Raw genomic sequence first — 19,833 nt, forward strand, 5'->3', positions numbered from 1 at the left:
CGGGCTGTGGCAGGGCAAGGTCACCGTCGCCGAACATCTCGGATCGGATACTTTCCTGCATCTCGAGGTGTCAGGCATCGGGCCGATCACTGCCCGCACGGACGGCGAGTTCGAATGCAGGCATGGCGATACTGTGTTCATCACGCCGGATGAAACCAAGATCCACAGGTTCGATGAAAAGGGCAAGGCAATATGACGGGAAGACTGGAAAGGATAATCTGACGCCAGCTTCGCGGCGTTTGCGAAGGCTCCCAACGTCTCCAACTTCCCGTCATTCCGGCCTTGAGCCGGAATCCAGCCAGCCCAAGTCCTTGGGCTGAAAAGACTCATCCCGCCGCGCAGACGCGCGTCGGCTGGATTCCGGCTCAAGGCCGGAATGACGGAGGTGGATGTGTACAGGAAATATTCCTCCGTACTATGCCAAACCTCAGCCCTCCCCGATCCTCACGCCATTCCGATCAAAGACATGCAGCCTTTCCTGCGGGAAACCGACCCGCAGGGACTTGCCCGGCTGCAACAATGCCCGGTCTGATGAAAACAGCTTGAACGGCAATCCATGCACGGTGAGATGCAGGATGACGCCGAGGCCGGTCGGCTCGACGAGATCGACGGTTGCCTCGACACCGCCCTCAGCCGGTGCAACGACGACATGTTCCGGGCGAATGCCGAGCGTGACCGGCTCGCCATCGGTAAGCTTCACATCGCGGCCGAGCGCAAGGCGCGTTCCGTCACCCAGCACGACGAAGCTACCGCCATTCTCCTGCGCAAGCCGCCCTTCCAGAAAATTCATGCCGGGCGAACCGATGAAACCAGCGACGAAAAGATTGGCCGGACGATCGTAAAGATCGAGCGGTGCGCCGATCTGCTGTACATGGCCGGCATTCATGGCGACGATACGCGAGGCAAGCGTCATCGCCTCGATCTGGTCATGGGTGACGTAGACCGAGGTTGCGCCAAGATCGGCATGCATGCGCTTGATCTCGGCGCGCATCTGCTCGCGCAGCCGGGCATCGAGGTTGGACAGCGGCTCATCGAACAGGAAGGCCTTTGGCTGGCGCACGATGGCGCGGCCCATGGCGACGCGCTGACGCTGGCCGCCGGAGAGCGCCTTCGGGCGGCGGGCGAGATAGGGATCGAGGCCGAGTTTGGCGGAAGCACCGGCCACCGCCGCAGCGATGGTTTCTTTCGGGCTGCGGCGCAGGCGCAGGCTATAGCTCATATTGTCGGCGACGCTCATATGCGGATAGAGCGCATAGGACTGGAACACCATGGCGATATCGCGATCCTTCGGGCGGCGATTATTGACGCGTTCGCCGTCGATGGACAGGTCGCCGGACGTTATCTCTTCAAGCCCGGCGATCATGCGCAGCAGCGTCGATTTTCCGCAGCCGGAGGGACCGACGAGGACGATGAACTCGCCATCCCTTATATCAAGATCGACGCCATGCAGCACGGCGAGGTCGCCATAGGTCTTGCCGACATTCTTCAGCTCGATGGAAGCCATGGGATTATCCTTTCACCGCGCCGGCCGTCAGGCCCTGCACGAGATAACGTTGAATGAGCAGGAAGAAGAGGCAGGCCGGAATGAGCGCCAGAACGCCCGCCGCCATCATCTGCCCGAAATCGACGGAGAATTTCGAAACGAAGGTCAGAAGGCCAACCGGGAAGGTGGCGCTCTGGTTGCCGGAAATCAGCATCAGCGCAAACAGAAGCTCGCTCCACGCGGCGGTGAAGACGAAACCAAGCGTCGCGGCAATGCCCGGCAGCGTCAGCGGCAGAATGATCTGGCGGAAGGCCGTAAACCGGCTCGCCCCGTCAATCATCGCCGCTTCTTCCAGATCCTTCGGAATGCCATCGAAGAACGACTGCATCAGGAAGGTGGCGAAGGGCACGTTGAAGGCGGTATAGACGATGACGAGGCCCGTCAGGCTGTTGGTAAGCCCGAGCGGCGACAGCATCTTGAAGATCGGCGCGACCAGCATGACCAGCGGAAACATCTGGGTGATCAGCATTAGCGCGACGATCCAGTATTTGCCCTTGAAACGGAAGCGGGACAGCGCGTAACCCGACAGCGAAGAAAGTATCGTTACGGCAATTGCGGTGGAGCCCGCGACGATGACGCTGTTCTTAAAAAACGTCGGGAAGGCACTGTTTTCAATGACGAAACGATAATGATCCCATGTCGCCCGCGATGGCCACATCCTCACACCTTCGCTATAGAGAAGATCATTCGGCGTCACGGACACCTTGAGCAGCCAGAACAGTGGGAACAGTGCAAAGGCGATATAGGCAAGGATCGCCAGACGATGGGCAAGGGTGAGAAATATCCTTGATGTCATCGGTCAGTCCTTCTCGATCAGGCGCTGGCGCAGCAGCACGATCAGCATGGAATAGGCAAGCAGCAGCACCAACAGCACCAGCGCGATGGCCGAGGCATAACCGAAATCCAGACGCCGGAAGGCCTGGGTGAAGATGTAGCTGGCGACGATCTGAGTGCGGTCGGCCGGCCCGCCATTGGTCATGACGATGATGAGGTCGGCGAAATTGGCGATCCAGACGGTGCGCAGCAGGATGGTGATGGCGATGGTGGGCGCCAGAAACGGCAGGGTGATGGAGGTGAAACGCTGCAGCGGGTTCGCCCCGTCAATTTCCGCCGCCTCGTAAAGATCGCGCGGGATCGCCTGCAATGCGGCAAGCAAAGTGATGGCGAAGAAGGGAATGCCCCACCAGACATTGGCGATGATCGGCCCCCACATGGCAAGCTGCGGATCGGCGAGGATATTGTTGGGTGCGGAGAGAAGTCCGAGCGAGACCATCCAGTGCGGCAGCGGCCCGATGACCGGATTGAACAGCCATGCCCAGTTGAGGCCGGCAAGGAAGGTCGGCACGGCCCATGGCAGGAAGACCAGCGCCTGCGCCAGCCCCCTGCCCGCAAAGGGTTTATCGAGCAGCAGCGCCAGAATGAGGCCGAAGAAGAATTGCAGGAAAACCGAAGCGCCGGTCCACCACAGCGTATTTTTCAGCGCCCGGTAAAAGGCCGCATCCTGCGACAGCGCCTCCAGATGCTTGAGGCCAACGAAACCGCCGGAAAACGGATTGAGCAGCTGCACATCGCGAAAGGCATAGGAGAGGCCAAGCACCAGCGGCACCAGCATGACGGCGACGATGAGCACCAGCACGGGCGCGCTGTAAAGCCAGGGTTCGGCCCAATCGGCAAACCGCCGCATCGCGGGCTTGCCAGCCGGTTTGCGCGCAGCCACCGGCCCGGCGCCATGGGCATAGGACATTGTATCGCTCCCTGATCGGACGACGGAACGGACGGGTTTTCCAGCCTCTCGGCTTACCGATCCGAAAAATTGCGAGGAAAAGGCCTGTCGCAGCGAAGGCCGGCAAGACCGCCGCACGGGCATTTGCGCCCGCACGGCCGGTCAATGTCGTTACTTGGACGCCAGGAACTTCTGCTGCGCCTTGGTCATGTAATCAGCCCATTGCTTGGCAAGGTCTTCCGGCGTGATGTCGCCGAGCAGCGCTTCCTGCGATGTCTTGATCACAAGCGAATCCTTGAAGAAGGCGAATTCCTCAAGATAGGTCGGCATCGTCGTCGGCACGGCGTTCTTGTCGGCCAGTTCGTCGAACCAGCCCTTGAACTGCTCGCTGGCATAGAAGGGGTCCTTCTCCGCCGACTTGTGCACCGGCAGAGCACCGGTCTTCTTGTTCCACTCGATATTGCCTTCCGGCCCTTCAAGCGTCTCGATCAGCTTCCAGGAAAGGTCCTTGTTTTCGGATTTCGACATCATCGACCAGCCGGCGAAACCAATCGTCGGGAAGGTCTTGCCGTCGGGGCCCTTGGGCATGGTCATGACGCCGAAATCTTCCGGCTTCATGCGCTGGGCAATGGCGATCAGCGCATCCGGATCCTGATCGAGGAAGGCGCAGGTGCCGGAATAAAAGCCGGCGACGATCTCGTTGAAGCCCCAGTTGACGCTGTCCTTCGGCGCGTAACCGTTCTTGTAGAGATCGACCACATAGGTCAGGCCCTTCACCCAGCCGGGGCTATCGAAGGTGGAGGTGCCGTCCTTGGTGAAGAACTCGTTCGAACCGGCCATGGATGCGCCGAACATGACCCAGCCGTTAAGGCCGCCCGGGCCGCCGCGCAGGCAGTAGCCAGATTTGCCGGGAAGGGCTGCGACCTTCTTGGAGGCATCGGCAAATTCCTCGAGTGTCTTCGGCGGCTCATTCACGCCGGCTTCGGCCAGCAGTTTCTTGTTGTAGAACATGGCGCGCAGGTAGAAACCATAGGGCAGCATATAGGCCGTGTCCTTGACATCGCGGCCGAGTTCGAGCGTGCGCTCGCTCAGGCCCGCGGTGTGCTCCCATTTGGCAAGATAGGGCTCAAGGCTCTCCAGCATGCCGTTATTGGCATAAAGCGACAGCCATGTGTCGGGCATTTCCATCACGTCAGGCACATCGCCGGCCGAGACCATGGTGGCGAATTTCTGGAAAGCTTCGCTCCAGGGAAGCGAGATGATTTCCACCTTGGTGCCGGGATTGGCAGCCTCGAATTTCGAAACGATGCCCTTCAGCGTTTCGGTGCGTTCCGGGCTGGTGATGACTTCCACCAGCTTCAAGGTCGTGTCCGCCAGCGCCGTTCCGGTCATCAGGGCGGTGAAGATTGCTGCTGTTACCAGTTTTTTCATGTCGTTCTCCCCTTTTTTGTCGTCAGTTTAAAAACACGTCAGGCGGCGGTGGCCGCCTTGATCGCGGGTTCGAGATCGTTCCAGAGGGCTTCCGTGCCCTCCAGCCCGACATGCAGGCGCACCGAACGCGCGCTGATGCCGAAGGTGTGGGCGGAGTTTGGCTGCGCCTTCTGTTCGAGCACCACTTCGCCGGGGACGATGAGGCTTTCATGCCCGCCCCAGGAAACACCCAGTTTGAAAAGCTTGAGGCGGTCGGCAAAAGCGCGCACATCCACCCCTTCCTTGAAGATGAAGGAAAACAGGCCCGACGTGCCGTTGAGACCGGGCGGCAGGCGGTTCGCCAACCCCGGATGGCAGACCTTCTCCACCACATCCAGCGCCTGCAGGCGGGTTGCGATCTCAAGCGCCGAGGCCTGATGCGCCTTCATGCGCAGCGGCAGGGTGCGAAGCCCGCGAATGAGCAGCCAGGCATCGAAAGGCGACATCTTGCCGCCGAGATAGGGATAGGTTTCCGCCCGGATGCGGTCGATCATCGCCTTCGAACCGGCCACCACACCGGAAACCACGTCGCTGTGACCGCCCAGATATTTCGAGGCGGAATGCACGACGAGATCGACTCCGAGCGAGATCGGCTGCTGGAAGACCGGGCTTGCCCAGGAATTGTCGATGACGGTGACGGCACCATGCCGCTTGGCGATAGCCGCCAGCGCGCCGACATCATGAGCTTCCATCACCCAGCTCGTCGGGCTTTCCATGTAGAACAGCTTTGCGCCCGGCATCGCCTTTTCAACCGCCGCCTCATCGCGGCCGTCGACATAGACCACCTCGATATTCATGCGCTGCATGAAGGTGCCGAACAGGCGGAACGCATCGGGATAGACATGGCGCACTGCGACGATCCGGTCGCCCGGCGAAACGAAGGAGAGCACGGCGGAGGAAATGGCCGACATGCCGCTTGCAAAACCAAGCGCATCTTCGGCCCCTTCCAGCTTCGCCAGCATCTCCTCGAACAGCCGCACGGTGGGGTTCAGCCCGCGGGTATAGACCGGCCGCACCTTTTCGCCGCGATAGGTGGAGACCATTTCGTCATAGCTGGAAAAGGTGAAAAGCGAGGTCTGCACGATGGGCGGCACCACGGCTTCGAAGGCGTGGGCCTCGTCATGCGCAACTATAAATGAGGCGGGATCGAAGAGATCGTTGCCATGGTTCATTTCGACATGTCCTTGATATCCTCCTCGACGACAGCGAGGATTTTCAGTGTTTCTTCACGCGCACCCGCCGCATCGCCGGCGGCGATGGCGTTGAACAGCGTGCGGTGAAAGGGAAAAGAGCGGCCGGCGAAATCCGGGCGGTCGAACGGCTTCGACCAGAAGCGTTCGAAACCTTCGCGCATCTGCTCCAGAAGCTGCTTGAACAGCGTATTATGGGTGGCGTCGTAGATCGACAGATGGAAGGCAAGGTCTGCCTTGCCGGAGGTGCCTTCGGCCAGATGCACCCGCTCCATCTCGTCAAGCCGCGCTTCCATCGTGGCGATATCGTCTGGCGTGCGGCGGCGGGCGGCGGCCATGGAGGCCTCAACCTCGATGCCGCGCCGTACTTCCAGCGTCATCAACAGCGCATCACGCAGGCTTTCGGCATCGATGGAAATCGGCATATGCACGGTGGCGGCGGAAATCGGCTTCAGCAGATAATTGCCGCTGCCCTTGCGGCTGTCGATGACCCCGAGCGCCTGAAACTTGCGAATGACTTCGCGGATGGTGGACCGGCCGACGCCCAGCGCCGCCATCAGTTCCCGCTCGGCCGGCAGCCGGTCTCCAGCCTTCAGCCCTGCCCGCTCCACATAGTCGGAAAGCGCGGCCTCGACCTGGCGCACGCGGTCGCTCGGCGGAATTGGCTGCATGAGTTCCCGGCTGGACCTGTCCAAGACGCATCCTCTAAATTGGTCTGACATCTTACCATTTCAAACGGGACGGCGATTGTCAACCGGCAAGGCGGCCGGGCGTGCACACCATTCGGTTGGAGTCGCGAAAGAGTACCGGCGCAACCGCTCGATACGGAAAACGGTCGAGATGGGGATGGCTGAAGTGAAGAGATTCATGCGCCGAATCACGGCGACTGACGGCCTCCGGCTAAGTCACCGTCGCGGAGGAAACTCCACGCGCCAAAGCATCGGCATGCTCGTTGCCGACAGTGCCGGAATGCCCTTTGCACCATTCTATAACCACATGGGGATGCCGCTCCAGCAGGCTGTCGAGCTGCTGCCAGATGTCCCTGTCGGGGATCGGTCTTCGGCGGCTGCGCTGGTTGGGCGTGATCCGCTTCCAGCCGTTGTTGCGCCAGATCGCCCTATATCGGCGGCAGCCTTCGATGACATGAACGGCATCCGTCCAGAGTGTGACTGCCCGTGTTGGCGCCTCGACGGCGATCCAGGATAGTGCGTTGAGAACGGCGAGGACCTCGAACGTATTGTTCGATGTGCCGACAGTCCTGCCTGAAGCGGAATGGACTTGGTGGCCCGCTTCATGAACCACGAACGCCCATCCTCCGGAGCTGGAAGCATCGTCGAAGGAGCCGTCGGTGAAGATGTGAAGCGCATCGGACATGAGGAGGCTTTGTAGCACCAATATGGAAATCGCTAAAGGAAGAGTTCCAGGGCCGTTGCATAAACACAAAAGCAGAGAGGGCGGCACAAGCCACCCTCCCCGAACTCACAGCGATATGGTCGAACTTACTGGCCGAGCACGGCCGCCGTGATCGTCTCGATATTGTGGTTGATCATGTCGATATAGGTTGCAGCCGGGCCGTCAGCGGTCGAAAGCGCGTCGGAATAGAGCGTGCCGCCAACCTTCAGGCCGGTTTCGCTGGCGATCTGGTCGATCAGCCGCTTGTCGGTGATGTTTTCGACGAAGATCGCCGAGGCCTTGTCGTGCTTCACCTGATCCACCAGCTTGGCGACATCGGCGGCCGAGGCTTCGGATTCCGTCGAAACGCCTTCAGGTGCGAGGAAATTCAAGCCATAGGCATGCTCGAAATAACCGAAGGCGTCATGCGAGGTGATGATGACGCGCTTTTCCGGCGGGATGGCGGCGATCTCGGTCTTCACCTTCTCGTTCAGAGCGGCAAGCTTGGCGATATAGGCATCCGAATTGGCGGTGTAGGTCGCGCAACCGGCCTTGTCGACCTCGCAAAAGGCGCCGGCAATATTCTTCACGTAGATTTCGGCGTTCTTGATCGACTGCCAGGCATGCGGGTCGAACTCGCCGTGATGGTGATGTCCTTCATGTCCGTGGTCGTGATCATGGGCCTCGGCGGTCTCATGGCTGTGGCCGGCTTCCTCTGCCTTGTGGTCGTGACCTTCCTCTTCCTCGGCTTCCGGATGGGCGTGACCTGCCGGCTCTTCGGAAAGCTTGAGCGGCTCCACGCCCTTGGTCAGTTCCACCACCGGCGCCTTGGTGCCGCTGGTGTCGATCAGCCGCTTCAGGAAGCCTTCGAATTCCAGACCGTTGACCAGCACCACATCCGCCTTGCTGACGGCGACGGCATCGGCCGGGCGGGGTTCATAGACATGGGCGTCGCCATCCGGCCCGACCAGCGTGGTGATTTCGACGCGGTCGCCGCCGACGTTCTTCGCGAAATCGGCGATGATCGAGAAACTGGCAACGACCTTGAGTTCGGCGGCGGAGGCCTGCGCCATCAGAACCGGGGAGAGGGAAAGAAGGCTGGCGCAGGTGGCCAGACGGAAGGTTTTGAACATGAAGGTTCTCCTTTTTCGAACGCTGTTTTCAGGCCGTCCTGTGACGGCCGGAACCGAGAAGATCGCTGAGCACGCCGCGCGTGCCGATGAGGATGGAGAGCGCATAGATGACGCCCGCGGAAAGGATGATCGCCGGGCCGGATGGCAGCGACGCGTGATAGGACAAAAGCAGACCGGCAAAGCAGGACACCATGCCGATGCCGATGGAAATGAAGCACATGGGCGCGACACGGTTGGACCAGAAGCGGCTGGCGGCGGCGGGCAACATCATCAGCCCGACGGAAAGCAGTGTTCCCAGCGCCTGAAAGCCGCCGACCAGATTGAGCACGACGATGGCAAGGAAGAGGAAATGCACCGGGCTGCCCCAGTTGCTGACCGAGCGCAAAAACAGGGGATCGAGGCATTCCGCCAGCAGCGCCCGCCAGAAGGTTATCATCACCACCAACGTCACGATGCAGATGCCGCCGATCAGGCCAAGCGCCTCATTGTTCAGCGCCAGCACGGTGCCGAACAGCACATGCATCAGATCGACGCTGGAACCGCGCCATGAGACGAGCAGCACACCGAGCGCCAGCGAGATGAGATAAAAAGCGGCAAGCGAGGCGTCTTCCTTCTGGATGGTGAAGCGTGACACAGCACCGGCACCCAGCGCGACCAGAAGGCCGACGGCCAGCCCGCCGATGGTCATGGGCAGGATTTCCAGCCCGTAGAACAGAAACCCGATCGCCGCTCCCGGCAGGATGGCGTGAGACATGGCGTCGCCCGTCAGGCTCATGCGGCGCAGCATCAGAAACACACCGACCGGGCCGCAGCTGATGGCAAGGATCAGCGCACCGGCAAGCGCGCGCTGCATGAAGACATATTGGACGAAGGGTTGGATGAAGATATCAGCCATGGACATTCGAATTCGCGTGGGAGTGGGCATGGGAATGGGCGGATGCAGCCTGCGGACTTGCCCCGACGATCTGCAGCGAAGGCGCCTCGGCCGGCTCGCACCAGGGCGCATTCTCCTCCCACGCCTCGTGGAAATGCCGCGCCTGCCGGATGTTCTCCGCCTGCAGGACCTCGGCCGTCGGACCCAGCCCGACAAGCTTTCGGGCAAGGAACAGGGTCTCCGGAAAATGCTGCCGCACGAGCTGGAAATCATGAAGGACGGCCAGAACCGTGCGCCCCTCCGCCACCCATGATTTGATGAGGACCATAAGGTCGGAAACGGTGCGCTCGTCGACGGCGTTGAAGGGTTCGTCGAGCAGGATCAGTTGCGCATCCTGCAACATGGCGCGGGCAAACAGGGCGCGCTGCATCTGGCCGCCGGAGAGCGAGTCGATATTGCGCTTTTCGAAACCGGAAAGCCCGACCGCCTCCATCACGCGGCCCATCGCCGCCCGGTCTTCGGGACGGTGGCGGCCAAGCAGGCCGCGTTTCGGCCAGAGACCAAGCGCCACCAGATCCCGCACTTGCGCCGGAAAAGAGCGGTCGAGTTCCGATTGCTGCGGCAGATAAGCGACGGACAGATTTGGGCTTACCCGGCATTCGCCGCCGAGCGGCTTCAAAATGCCGGCAATGCCTTTCATCAGCGTGGATTTTCCCGAGCCATTGGCGCCGACCACCGCAGTGAGCGAGCCTTTGGCGATATCGCCATTCAGATGATGCACGGCCGCGCGGCCGGCATATCCAAGCGTCAGATTTTTGAAGGCGAGGCACGGATCGCTCATCGATCCCTCCGGGGCAGGATGTCATTCGATGGCCCTTGATATGTAATGTTATTACATTCGTCAAACGAATATGTAATGAAATAACATTAACTATCGGAAAGATACGTTGCGCTTCGCATAAGCCGCAGCTCCGCATTGCGGGGACGCTTTTTTTCTGTCGCCCGTTGACAGGCGGTCAACATGTAATGTTATTACGTTACAAAACAAAGACGGGGCAGCACCGAACCCGTCGTTTCCAGATCGTGCGCGTGGTCGCCATGAGGTCCACGCGAGCGTTGCCAAAGAACGAGGTCCATATGTCGCAAAAACTTCCCGTCACCGTGCTTTCCGGCTTTCTCGGCGCCGGCAAAACGACGCTTCTCAACCATATTCTCGCCAATCGCGATGGTCTGCGCGTGGCGTTGATCGTCAATGACATGAGCGAGATCAATATCGACGCCGCACTGGTGCGCGATGGCGGCGCCAATCTCTCCCGCACGGAAGAGCAATTGGTGGAAATGACCAATGGCTGCATCTGTTGCACGCTGCGCGACGACCTCCTGACGGAGGTGCGGGCGCTGGCCGAACAGGGCCGTTTCGATTACCTTCTGATCGAATCCACCGGCATCGCCGAGCCGCTTCCGGTGGCCGCGACCTTCGATTTTCGCGATGAAAACGGCCGCAGCCTTTCCGATGTTGCGCGTCTCGACACCATGGTGACGGTGGTGGATGCCGCCAATCTTCTCAACGATTACGGCTCGTCCGATTTTCTCGCCGACCGGGGCGAAACGGCGGGCGATGGCGACAACCGCACCATCGTCGACCTTCTGGTGGAGCAGATCGAATTCGCCGATGTCGTCGTTCTCAACAAGATCGGGACTGCCACACCGGAACAGCGAGACGCCGCCCGCAAAATCATTGTCGGGCTGAACCCGGATGCGAAATTGATTGAAGCCGATTTCGGCAAAGTGGTGCTGAAGGAGGTTCTGGGCACGGGGCGTTTCGATTTCGCCAGGGCCGAAGAACACCCTCTGTGGTTCAAGGAATTGCACGGCTTCAAGGACCACATTCCCGAAACCGAGGAATATGGCATCCGCTCCTTCGTTTACCGCGCCCAGAAACCCTTCGACCCCGTGCTGTTCCAGCGTTTCATCGACCGCGCCTGGCCCGGCGTGGTGCGCGCCAAGGGCTTCTTCTGGCTGGCGACGCGTCCGCGTTATGTCGGTGAGATCAGCCAGGCCGGCGCGTTGGTGCGTACCGGCAAGATGGGCCTGTGGTGGTCCGCCGTGCCGAAGGAGCAATGGCCGCGCGAAAAGCAGTTCCTCGATATGATGAAGCCCTATCTCGATCCGGTCTTCGGCGACCGCCGACAGGAAATCGTCTTCATCGGCTCCGACCCGATGAACGAGGCGCGCATCCGCGCGCAGCTCGATGCCTGCCTGATCGATACCGAGGCATTCACACCGGATGCATGGCGGCATCTACCCGATCCTTTCGCAAGCTGGGACCGGCAGGCGGCTTGATTGTCTCCACCGCCCGCATTTCAGCCGAGCGGTTGCGTCTTTCGCCTTCTCCCCGCCGGGGAGAAGGTCGCGGCAGCGGGATGAGGGGGCAAGGGCAGTGAGTTACGGCAGCGTTGCCCCCTCATCCGACCCTTCGGGCCACCTTCTCCCCGGCGGAGAGAAGAAACAGGCCGCAGCGTTTCTTGCGAAACACTACAGAAAATTCAGCGTCACCAGCGCCAGAACGAGATAACGCCCGACCTTGGCGATGGTGACCAGCAGCAGGAAGACCGGCAGCGGTTCCTTCATGATGCCGGCGGCGACCGTCAGCGGATCGCCGATCAGCGGCGCCCAGCTGATGAGCAGTGACCATTTGCCATAACGACGATACCAGTTCTGGGCGCGCTCCAGCGCCGCCTCACCGACCGGAAACCAGCGTTCATGCCGAAAGCGCTCGATGCCTCGGCCGAGCAGCCAGTTCGCAAAGGAGCCGGCGACATTGCCGGCGCTGGCCACGACGACCAGCAGCCAGACGGGCTGCGATTTCAAAACGATGAGGCCGGCCAGTGCGGCCTCCGACTGCATGGGCAGAATGGTCGCCGCGATAAACGCCGTCAGGAACAAACCCGCATATACCGCCAGATCGGCCATTGCCCGCCCTTCATCATCCGCGAATCCCGCGCTGCCCCTGAAGTGGCGGATGAGGGCGGCGGCGGTCAAGCGCATCCTGAGCCTGAAGACGGGTTCTCAAGCCGAATTCGCGGCGATGGCGCGCACGATATCGTCATGATCCACCGCGAGAAGCGCCTTGTGGATGGATAGTTGCCGGCTGGCACCGGAAGCCGACAGGATGACGATCACCGTTTCGCGTGGTGGGCAATCCGGCAGGGAGCAGGAAAGCTCGCTGACGGTGATAATGTCTTCGGGGTAGAGATGCAGCAGATCGCGGGACCATTGCTTCAGAAGACGGGCCTGCGAGACGATTGCCGAGCCGCTACGCGCAAGCGGATTGTTCATGCCCTGCCCTTTCGCCCCGCCCGCGAGGCCAACGTATCGAAGAGAGCGCGGATCGGCTGCTGCGGCATATCCATGCCGATCAGCACGATGCGCGTGGAACGATTGCCATCCGGCCAGCGCTCCAGGCGGGTCAATGGATAAAGCCGGTGCTGCACCGCATGGGCGACAACCGGCCGCTCCGGGTCATCCGTCGCGCCGAAAATTCCCTTGAGCCGCAACAGGCCGGAATGCACATTGCTGGTGACGAGCTCCAGAAAAGTGACGATCGCCTGCGGATCGAAAGCGCCGTCGAAGGTGAGATCGAAAGCCTCGACCCCGACCCCATGGCGATTGATATCGTGCTGGTGGGCGGCATGAAGGCTCAGCCTGTCGGCCGCAAGCCACCCCGGCGCATCCTCCGGCTTGCCGCGCAGCGAATAATCCGACGCTGCAAACAACGACATCAGATCGAAATCGGCGGCATTACGGTCATGAAACGATGCCGCAGGATTGAGATCCGCGAGGCTTTCGCGGTCCACGGCCGCAGCATCGGCAAGATCGGTTTTCGTCAGAACGATATGATCGGCGAAGGCAAGCTGTTTCCAGCCTTCGATAAAACTGTCGAGCATCGCCGGACCGGAGACAACGTCGAAAGCCGTGACCACGCCTGAAAGGTGGAAATGCCGGGCCACGATGTGATCGCGCAGGCCAAGCGCCGGCGTGCCACCGGCGATCAGGCTGTTGATGATCGGCGCGGGATCGGCAAGGCCGGTGGTTTCGATGACGACCCGCGATACTTCCGGCATCATCCCTTCCAGAAAGGCCTGATGCAGCTCGTAAAGCGAGGTGCGGATATCGCTGGTGGCCGTACAGCAGATGCAGCCCGTCGTCGTTCTGAAATATCGTTCAGAACCCGTTCGCACCAGACCGTGATCGATGGGCACCGAGCCGAATTCATTGACGATGACCGCGGCATCGCGCATGGACGGCTCAGTCAGAAGCGCGTTCAGCAACGTCGTCTTGCCCGCGCCCAGAAAACCGGTCAGCAGGGTAACCGGCACCGTGCGGACAGGTGGCGCGACGGCCGAATCGTCCCTGGAATCGACCGCATTTTTCCGCTTCATTCCGAACACATCCGCACCTTCGCCATCCATAAATTCGCCGCACCATAATACGTAATGTAATAACATATCAATGACGATTATTGGATTTCCGGCGGGAGCTAATCCCGCGCCGGCATTCCCCTAACGGTCGGGCGCATGAAAAAACCATGGAACGCAGGAAATGGAATAATAAATCCGTTTCCTTCACTTTCGTTTTAATCGTTCCACGTTCTCTTGCATTTTCGTTAGAGTTCGCTTTTAATCAGATCGCTAGTACAGAAAAGATCGCCCGCAGCCGGATCGAGGAGGAACGACTGCAATAAGGGGCTGTATCTTTTACTGTTTTCATAACGGGAGGAATGACCTTGAAAAAACTCAGCTACCGCCTCGCCGCGGCATCCGCGCTTTCGTTTTTTGTCACATCGAATGCATATGCAGTAACGGACATTCAGTGGTGGCACGCCATGACCGGCGCCAATAACGAGGTCGTGGATACGCTTGCCAAAGAATTCAACGATAGCCAGAAAGAATACAAGATCACGCCCGTCTTCAAGGGCACCTATCCGGAAACCCTAAATGCCGGCATTGCGGCGTTCCGCGCCAAACAGCCGCCGGCGATCATTCAGGTCTTCGACGCCGGTTCGGGCGTGATGATGGGTGCTGCCGGCGCCATCAAGCCGGTGGCCGACGTGCTGAAGGAAGGCGGCTATACCTTCAACAAGGCCGACTATCTGGCCGGCATCGTGGCCTATTATTCCAAGCCTGACGGCACCATGCTGTCCTTCCCCTATAATTCGTCCTCGCCGATCCTCTATTACAACAAGGATGTCTTCCAGAAGGCCGGCCTCGACGCCGCCAACCCGCCGAAGACCTGGCCGGAAGTTTTCGAAGCCGCCAAGAAGATCAAGACCAGCGGTGCGGCCCAATGCGGTTTCACCTCCACCTGGCTCACCTGGATTCAGACCGAAAACTTCGCCGCCTGGAACAACGTCTCCTATGGCAGCAATGAAAACGGCCTTGGCGGCACGGATGTGAAGCTTGCGGTCAATGCACCGCTCTTCGTCGAGCATTTCCAGGCGATTGCCGATCTCGCCAAGGACGGCACCTTCCGTTATGGCGGCCGCACCTCGGAAGCCAAGCAGCTGTTCATGTCCGGCGAATGCGGCATCCTGACCGAATCTTCTGGCGGCCTTGGCGATATCGTCAAGACCGGCATGAATTACGGCATCGGCCAGCTTCCCTATTATGAGGGCCATGGTCCGCAGAACACCATTCCCGGCGGCGCCAGCCTCTGGGTCTTCGGCGGCAAGAGCGACGCCGAATATAAGGGCGTAGCCGAGTTCTTCCACTTCCTCTCCCAGACCAATATCCAGGCGCGCCTGCATCAGGTCTCCGGCTATATGCCCGTGACCATCGCGGCCTATGAGGAAACCAAGAAATCCGGCTTCTACGACAAGAACCCCGCCCGTGAAACGCCGCTGCTGCAGATGATGGGCAAGCCGCCGACAGAAAACTCCAAGGGCGTGCGTCTCGTGAACCTGCCGCAGGTGCGCGACATCATGAATGAAGAGTTCGAGGCGATGCTGGCCGGCAAGCAGGACGCGAAAGCGGCACTCGACAAGATCGTCGAGCGCGGCGATGCGGCCATCAAACAGGCTGCCGGCAACTAAACGATCCCCTGCCCCGCCCGCATCCTCAAAAGGGTGCGGGCGGCATTCCCATTTCATCAGGAGATCGCCGTGCAAAGCGTCGTATTCCCCAACAAGATCCTGCCCTATCTGCTGGTCGCGCCGCAGATCATCCTCACGGTGATCTTTTTCTTCTGGCCGGCAAGCCAGGCGCTTTACCAGTCGACCATGCGCGAGGACGCCTTCGGGCTGAACAGCAATTTCGTCGGGCTGGCGAATTTTTCCGCCGTGCTGTCGGATGAAAGCTATCTGAACTCGCTGCAGGTCACCGTCATCTTCAGCATCCTGACCGCGCTCGTCTCCATGGGGCTGGCGCTGCTTCTGGCGACGGCGGCGGACCGCGTGGTGCGCGGCAAGGGTTTTTACCGCACCATGATGATCATGCCCTATGCCGTCGCCCCCGCGGTGGCCGGCATGTTGTGGCTCTTCATGTTCAACCCGGCCATGGGCACCTTCTCCTACATCCTGCGCCGCAACGGCATCATGTGGGACCCGCTGCTCAACGGCGATCAGGCCATGCTGCTCGTCGTCGCGGCGGCGGCGTGGAAGCAGATCAGCTACAATTTCCTGTTTTTTGTCGCAGGCTTGCAGGCAATTCCTAAATCATTGCTGGAAGCAGCCTCCATCGACGGCGCGCGCGGTTCGCGGCGCTTTTGGACCATCGTTTTCCCGCTGCTGGCGCCGACAACCTTCTTCCTTCTGGTCGTCAACACGGTTTACGCCTTCTTCGATACCTTCGGCATCATCCATGCCGTCACCGGCGGCGGCCCGGCCAAGGCGACCGAAACGCTGGTCTACAAGGTCTATAATGATGGTTTCGTGAACCTCAATCTCGGCTCTTCCGCCGCGCAATCCGTGATCCTGATGGTGATCGTCATCGCGCTCACCGCCTTCCAGTTCCGCTTCGTCGAGAAGCGCGTGCATTACGGCTGAGGATTTCCCATGATTGAAAATCGCCCGGTCGCCCGCGTGATCGCCCATCTGATGCTGGTTCTCGGCATCATCATCGTGGCCTTCCCGATCTATTACACCTTCGTCGCCTCCTCCATGACGTCGACGGATATCATCCGCCCGCCCATGTCGCTCCTGCCCGGCGATCATCTGAGCGCCAATTACACCGAGGCCATGGTCGGCGGTGTCGAAAGAGTGGTCGGCGTCAGCCTTGAGCGGCTGCTGTTCAACAGCTTCGTCGTGGCGCTCGCCATCGCCATCGGCAAGATCGTCATTTCGTTCCTGTCGGCCTTCGCCATTGTCTTCTTCCGCTTTCCCTTCCGCATGGGCTTCTTCTGGATGATCTTCATCACCCTCATGCTGCCGGTGGAAGTGCGCATCCTGCCCACTTACAAGGTCATCGTCGATCTTGGGTTGATCGACACCTATGCGGGATTGACGCTGCCGCTGATGGCATCTGCGACGGCGACGTTCCTGTTCCGGCAGTTCTTCCTGACCATTCCCGGTGAGCTGGTCGAGGCGGCGCGTATCGACAATGCAGGGCCGTTCCGCTTCATGCGCGATATTCTGCTGCCGCTGTCGAGAACCAATATCGCCGCCCTTTTCGTGATCCTGTTCATCTATGGCTGGACCCAGTATCTCTGGCCGCTGCTCGTGACCAACGACGCCAAGATGAACACGATCATCATCGGCCTCAAGCGCATGGTGGATTTCACCGACGCTTCGACGCCCTGGAATTATGTGATGGTGACGGCGATCCTCGCCATCATCCCCCCGATTATCGTTGTGGTGCTGATGCAGCGCTGGTTCGTCAAAGGTTTGGTGGAGACCGAGAAGTAATGGCAAAAATTGCGCTGAAAGACGTCCGCAAGGTTTATGGCGGCAATGTCGAGGCCATCAAGGGCGTGTCGATGGACATTGCCGACGGCGAAATGATCGTACTTGTCGGCCCCTCCGGCTGCGGAAAATCCACACTGCTGCGCATGATCGCCGGGCTGGAGGGCATTTCCGGCGGCCAGATCGTCATCGGCGACCGTGTCGTCAACGATCTCGAACCCTCCGACCGCGATATCGCCATGGTGTTCCAGAATTATGCGCTTTATCCGCATATGACGGTGCGCCAGAACCTTGCCTATGGCCTGAAGAACCGTAACACGCCGAAGGAGGAAATCGAACGGCGCATCACCGAGGCGGCCAAGGCGCTGGAGATCGAACAGTTCCTGGAACGCAAGCCGCGCCAGCTTTCCGGCGGCCAGCGCCAGCGCGTGGCCATGGGCCGCGCCATCGTGCGCAAGCCGGCGGCCTTCCTGTTCGATGAGCCGCTCTCCAACCTCGATGCCAAGCTGCGCGTGCAGATGCGTGTCGAAATCCGCCGTCTGCAACGCTCGCTCGCCACCACCAGCGTCTACGTGACCCATGACCAGATGGAGGCCATGACGCTGGCCGACCGGCTGGTGGTCTTGAATGCCGGCCGCATCGAGCAGATGGGCACGCCGATCGAGCTTTACGAAAAGCCGGCAACCACCTTCGTCGCCACCTTCATCGGCTCGCCTTCCATGAACCTGCTGAGCCATGGCGCGACATCGGCAAACGGCTCTTCCGGCTGGTCGGTGCAGGGAACCGCGGCACTACCGCAGGGCGTCGCCACGCTCGGCATTCGCCCCGAAGACATTACCCTTGCCGATGAAGCCCCCGCAGACGCCGCCTTCACCGGCACCGTGCAGGTGGACGCCGTGGAACTGGTGGGTGCGGAAAGCTACGTGCACGGCTCCTTCGCCGACGGCACCACCATCGTCTTCCGCGTCCACGGACGCTCGCAGCTGCGCATCGGCGAAACGCTGAAGATTGCCGCCCAGGCGAAGGATTTTCACCTGTTCGATGCGACGGGGAAGAGAATCTAAGCCTGCCGACGAAAAAGGGACACCCGCCACTCGGCGGGTGCTCGCACTATCGCAAGAATCTCCGGCGGCTCCTTACCAGACGAGTTCCACCTGCGGCCGGCCATTAGAGGTTTTCTCCACCGTGCGGCCGGATGTATCGACATTGCAATGAACGCGCTGCCGGAAAGCGGAAAAGCTTTCGAAAGTCACCACATCCACCGGATCGTCGAGATGCAGGGTCAGCCGGTAACGTTCGGGATCGCCGCCGAGCGCCTGCACGCCCAGAACGGAGGCCACAAAAGGCTGGCCGAGGTAAAAACCTTCCACCCTAGACCCCAGAAGATAGGGGTTGAAAGCGGGGCGGTTGCCGGCCGTGGCGTGCAGGGTATTCCAGTCGCGGAAGCCATATTGCGCGGCGATGAGTTCCAGCGCTTTCGAATGGGTGATTGCCTGCCCCTGATCCTCGAGAGCGGCGCGCAGGCGTTTCGCCTGTTCTTTCAGCCCCTCAAGTGCGGGGAGCGGTTTGGACACGTTCATAACGGTTCTCCAACATGCGCATGCCGACTATTCCGAAGGGGGTCCGCGTTGCCATCGACGACATGCAAAACATGGGATGACCGTTATTTAATAAAGAGCTTCACCAGGGGCGCAAACGCCTGCGGACGGCCGGGGCTCTTATGCCCGTGGCCGTCCCTATAGCCCAGAAAGCGCCGCCCGTCAAAGGCGACGCTTAACCGATCCCCTAATCAGAAGCGATAGGTGATACCCGCGCCGATCAGCCATGGATCGAGCTTGGCCTTGCCGCTGATCGGTGTGCCGCCGAGTTCCGCCGTCCAGTCGGTCTTGAGGAAGATTTTCTTCACGTCGAAGTTCACGCCCCAATGCTCGTCCAGCATATAGTCGAAACCGACCTGCACGGCTGCACCGACCTTGTTCTTGACGTCGAGATTGCTGAAACCGGGCTTTTCCGTCTGATTATAGAACAGCGAATAGTTCACGCCCGCGCCGATATAGGGCTTGAAAGCGCCGAAATCGGTGAAGTGGTATTGCAGCGTCAGCGTCGGCGGCAGCAGCCACGTCTTGCCGACCGGCGTGCCGGCCAGCACACCTTCGCCATTGATCTTGGCATAGGTGGTGCCGAGGATAAGCTCTGCGGCGAAGTTTTCGGTGAAGAAATAGCTGATGTCGAGTTCAGGGATCACGGTGTCCGAATAGGACAGGCCCGCTCCCGGCAAACCGTCGACGCTGCCACTATCATGGGTGATGACGCCGAGACCGCGCACGCGCAGCATCCACGGGCTTGCCGCCGCAATCGCCTCTTCGGCAGTGGGGGCCGGCGCTGCCTGGGCCAGATCGGCAGCCATGGCATTGGCGGATACCAGCATGGCCGCAACACCGACTGCGACACTGGCAAGCAAGGCGGTTTTTTTGTTTCTGTTCGTCATTCCATCTCTCCTATAGCGCACCGCAGCCGGGCAAGTCCCCGGAACCGGCTGATGACGGCGGGCTTTCGCGAATCTTCGCCGGCCGCAACCGCTTGGGGCCACTATGACGAAGGGAGAGGCGGG

Annotated in this window: 21 protein-coding genes; 6 read left to right on the forward strand and 15 right to left on the reverse strand. The window is 60.4% G+C overall.

What is annotated here, in order from left to right; all coding sequences use genetic code 11:
- Positions 1-196: TOBE domain-containing protein (locus tag ACQZ60_RS17590; protein WP_448735773.1), on the forward strand; the 196-nt coding region annotated here is incomplete at its 5' end.
- Between the two features lie 231 nt (positions 197-427).
- On the opposite strand, the gene ACQZ60_RS17595 is transcribed toward ACQZ60_RS17590, so the two are convergent.
- The 10 genes from ACQZ60_RS17595 to aztA all read right to left on the reverse strand — a co-directional run bounded on the left by ACQZ60_RS17595 (position 428) and on the right by aztA (position 10,166).
- Positions 428-1,504 (reverse strand): ABC transporter ATP-binding protein, encoded by a 1,077-nt coding sequence (locus ACQZ60_RS17595; protein ID WP_448735774.1) that lies wholly within the window; start codon positions 1,502-1,504, stop codon positions 428-430.
- Between the two features lie 4 nt (positions 1,505-1,508).
- Positions 1,509-2,339 carry a carbohydrate ABC transporter permease gene (locus tag ACQZ60_RS17600; protein ID WP_035228147.1) on the reverse strand — a complete coding sequence of 277 codons (831 nt, stop codon included), beginning with the start codon at positions 2,337-2,339 and terminating at the stop codon, positions 1,509-1,511.
- Positions 2,340-2,342: 3 nt separating this feature from the next.
- Positions 2,343-3,287, reverse strand: coding sequence for a carbohydrate ABC transporter permease (locus ACQZ60_RS17605; RefSeq protein ID WP_003525091.1), 945 nt, complete (start codon positions 3,285-3,287; stop codon positions 2,343-2,345).
- 150 nt (positions 3,288-3,437) lie between these two features.
- Positions 3,438-4,697 (reverse strand): ABC transporter substrate-binding protein, encoded by a 1,260-nt coding sequence (locus ACQZ60_RS17610; RefSeq protein ID WP_448735775.1) that lies wholly within the window; start codon positions 4,695-4,697, stop codon positions 3,438-3,440.
- Between the two features lie 38 nt (positions 4,698-4,735).
- Entirely contained in the window at positions 4,736-5,908 is a 1,173-nt protein-coding gene (locus tag ACQZ60_RS17615; RefSeq protein ID WP_448735776.1) for a PLP-dependent transferase, read from the reverse strand.
- Complete coding sequence (locus ACQZ60_RS17620) at positions 5,905-6,597, reverse strand: FadR/GntR family transcriptional regulator (RefSeq protein ID WP_191856105.1); 693 nt, start codon at positions 6,595-6,597, stop codon at positions 5,905-5,907. Before ACQZ60_RS17620 ends, ACQZ60_RS17615 begins: the two co-directional genes overlap by 4 nt.
- A 229-nt stretch (positions 6,598-6,826) precedes the next feature.
- Entirely contained in the window at positions 6,827-7,300 is a 474-nt protein-coding gene (locus ACQZ60_RS17625; RefSeq protein WP_448735777.1) for a ribonuclease H family protein, read from the reverse strand.
- Positions 7,301-7,425: 125 nt separating this feature from the next.
- Positions 7,426-8,451, reverse strand: coding sequence for a zinc ABC transporter substrate-binding protein AztC (aztC, locus tag ACQZ60_RS17630; protein WP_020813334.1), 1,026 nt, complete (start codon positions 8,449-8,451; stop codon positions 7,426-7,428).
- Between the two features lie 28 nt (positions 8,452-8,479).
- On the reverse strand, positions 8,480-9,346 hold the full coding sequence (gene aztB, locus ACQZ60_RS17635; protein WP_174057685.1) for a zinc ABC transporter permease AztB: 867 nt from the start codon (positions 9,344-9,346) through the stop codon (positions 8,480-8,482).
- Positions 9,339-10,166 carry a zinc ABC transporter ATP-binding protein AztA gene (gene aztA, locus ACQZ60_RS17640; protein WP_020813336.1) on the reverse strand — a complete coding sequence of 276 codons (828 nt, stop codon included), beginning with the start codon at positions 10,164-10,166 and terminating at the stop codon, positions 9,339-9,341. Before aztA ends, aztB begins: the two co-directional genes overlap by 8 nt.
- A 296-nt stretch (positions 10,167-10,462) precedes the next feature.
- On the opposite strand from aztA, the gene zigA reads away from it, so the two are divergent.
- Positions 10,463-11,668, forward strand: coding sequence for a zinc metallochaperone GTPase ZigA (zigA, locus tag ACQZ60_RS17645; RefSeq protein WP_020813337.1), 1,206 nt, complete (start codon positions 10,463-10,465; stop codon positions 11,666-11,668).
- A 192-nt stretch (positions 11,669-11,860) separates the two neighbouring features.
- Here the strand turns inward: zigA and ACQZ60_RS17650 are convergent, their stop codons facing one another.
- The 3 genes from ACQZ60_RS17650 to ACQZ60_RS17660 form a co-directional block, all read right to left on the reverse strand.
- Complete coding sequence (locus tag ACQZ60_RS17650; protein WP_031234538.1) at positions 11,861-12,298, reverse strand: YqaA family protein; 438 nt, start codon at positions 12,296-12,298, stop codon at positions 11,861-11,863.
- A 96-nt stretch (positions 12,299-12,394) separates the two neighbouring features.
- Positions 12,395-12,664 (reverse strand): hypothetical protein, encoded by a 270-nt coding sequence (locus ACQZ60_RS17655; protein WP_020813339.1) that lies wholly within the window; start codon positions 12,662-12,664, stop codon positions 12,395-12,397.
- Positions 12,661-13,767: a CobW family GTP-binding protein gene (locus tag ACQZ60_RS17660; RefSeq protein ID WP_162144099.1), complete on the reverse strand. Its 1,107-nt coding sequence runs from the start codon at positions 13,765-13,767 to the stop codon at positions 12,661-12,663. Before ACQZ60_RS17660 ends, ACQZ60_RS17655 begins: the two co-directional genes overlap by 4 nt.
- Before the next feature lie 338 nt (positions 13,768-14,105).
- On the opposite strand from ACQZ60_RS17660, the gene ugpB reads away from it, so the two are divergent.
- The 4 genes from ugpB to ACQZ60_RS17680 all read left to right on the forward strand — a co-directional run bounded on the left by ugpB (position 14,106) and on the right by ACQZ60_RS17680 (position 18,286).
- On the forward strand, positions 14,106-15,416 hold the full coding sequence (ugpB, locus tag ACQZ60_RS17665) for a sn-glycerol-3-phosphate ABC transporter substrate-binding protein UgpB (RefSeq protein ID WP_448735778.1): 1,311 nt from the start codon (positions 14,106-14,108) through the stop codon (positions 15,414-15,416).
- A 69-nt stretch (positions 15,417-15,485) separates the two neighbouring features.
- Positions 15,486-16,367: a sn-glycerol-3-phosphate ABC transporter permease UgpA gene (ugpA, locus tag ACQZ60_RS17670; protein ID WP_003523346.1), complete on the forward strand. Its 882-nt coding sequence runs from the start codon at positions 15,486-15,488 to the stop codon at positions 16,365-16,367.
- A 9-nt stretch (positions 16,368-16,376) separates the two neighbouring features.
- The gene (gene ugpE, locus ACQZ60_RS17675) at positions 16,377-17,225 is read left to right on the forward strand and encodes a sn-glycerol-3-phosphate ABC transporter permease UgpE (protein ID WP_003523347.1); all 849 of its coding nucleotides are present in this window, start codon (positions 16,377-16,379) and stop codon (positions 17,223-17,225) included.
- Complete coding sequence (locus ACQZ60_RS17680; RefSeq protein ID WP_448735779.1) at positions 17,225-18,286, forward strand: sn-glycerol-3-phosphate import ATP-binding protein UgpC; 1,062 nt, start codon at positions 17,225-17,227, stop codon at positions 18,284-18,286. Before ugpE ends, ACQZ60_RS17680 begins: the two co-directional genes overlap by 1 nt.
- A gap of 72 nt (positions 18,287-18,358) precedes the next feature.
- On the opposite strand, the gene ACQZ60_RS17685 is transcribed toward ACQZ60_RS17680, so the two are convergent.
- Positions 18,359-18,802, reverse strand: coding sequence for a glyoxalase superfamily protein (locus ACQZ60_RS17685; protein ID WP_448735780.1), 444 nt, complete (start codon positions 18,800-18,802; stop codon positions 18,359-18,361).
- A gap of 209 nt (positions 18,803-19,011) precedes the next feature.
- Complete coding sequence (locus ACQZ60_RS17690) at positions 19,012-19,710, reverse strand: OmpW/AlkL family protein (protein WP_059757254.1); 699 nt, start codon at positions 19,708-19,710, stop codon at positions 19,012-19,014.
- Between the last annotated feature and the right edge of the window lie 123 nt (positions 19,711-19,833).

It is taken from the genome of Agrobacterium sp. 22-223-1 (genome assembly GCF_053522385.1).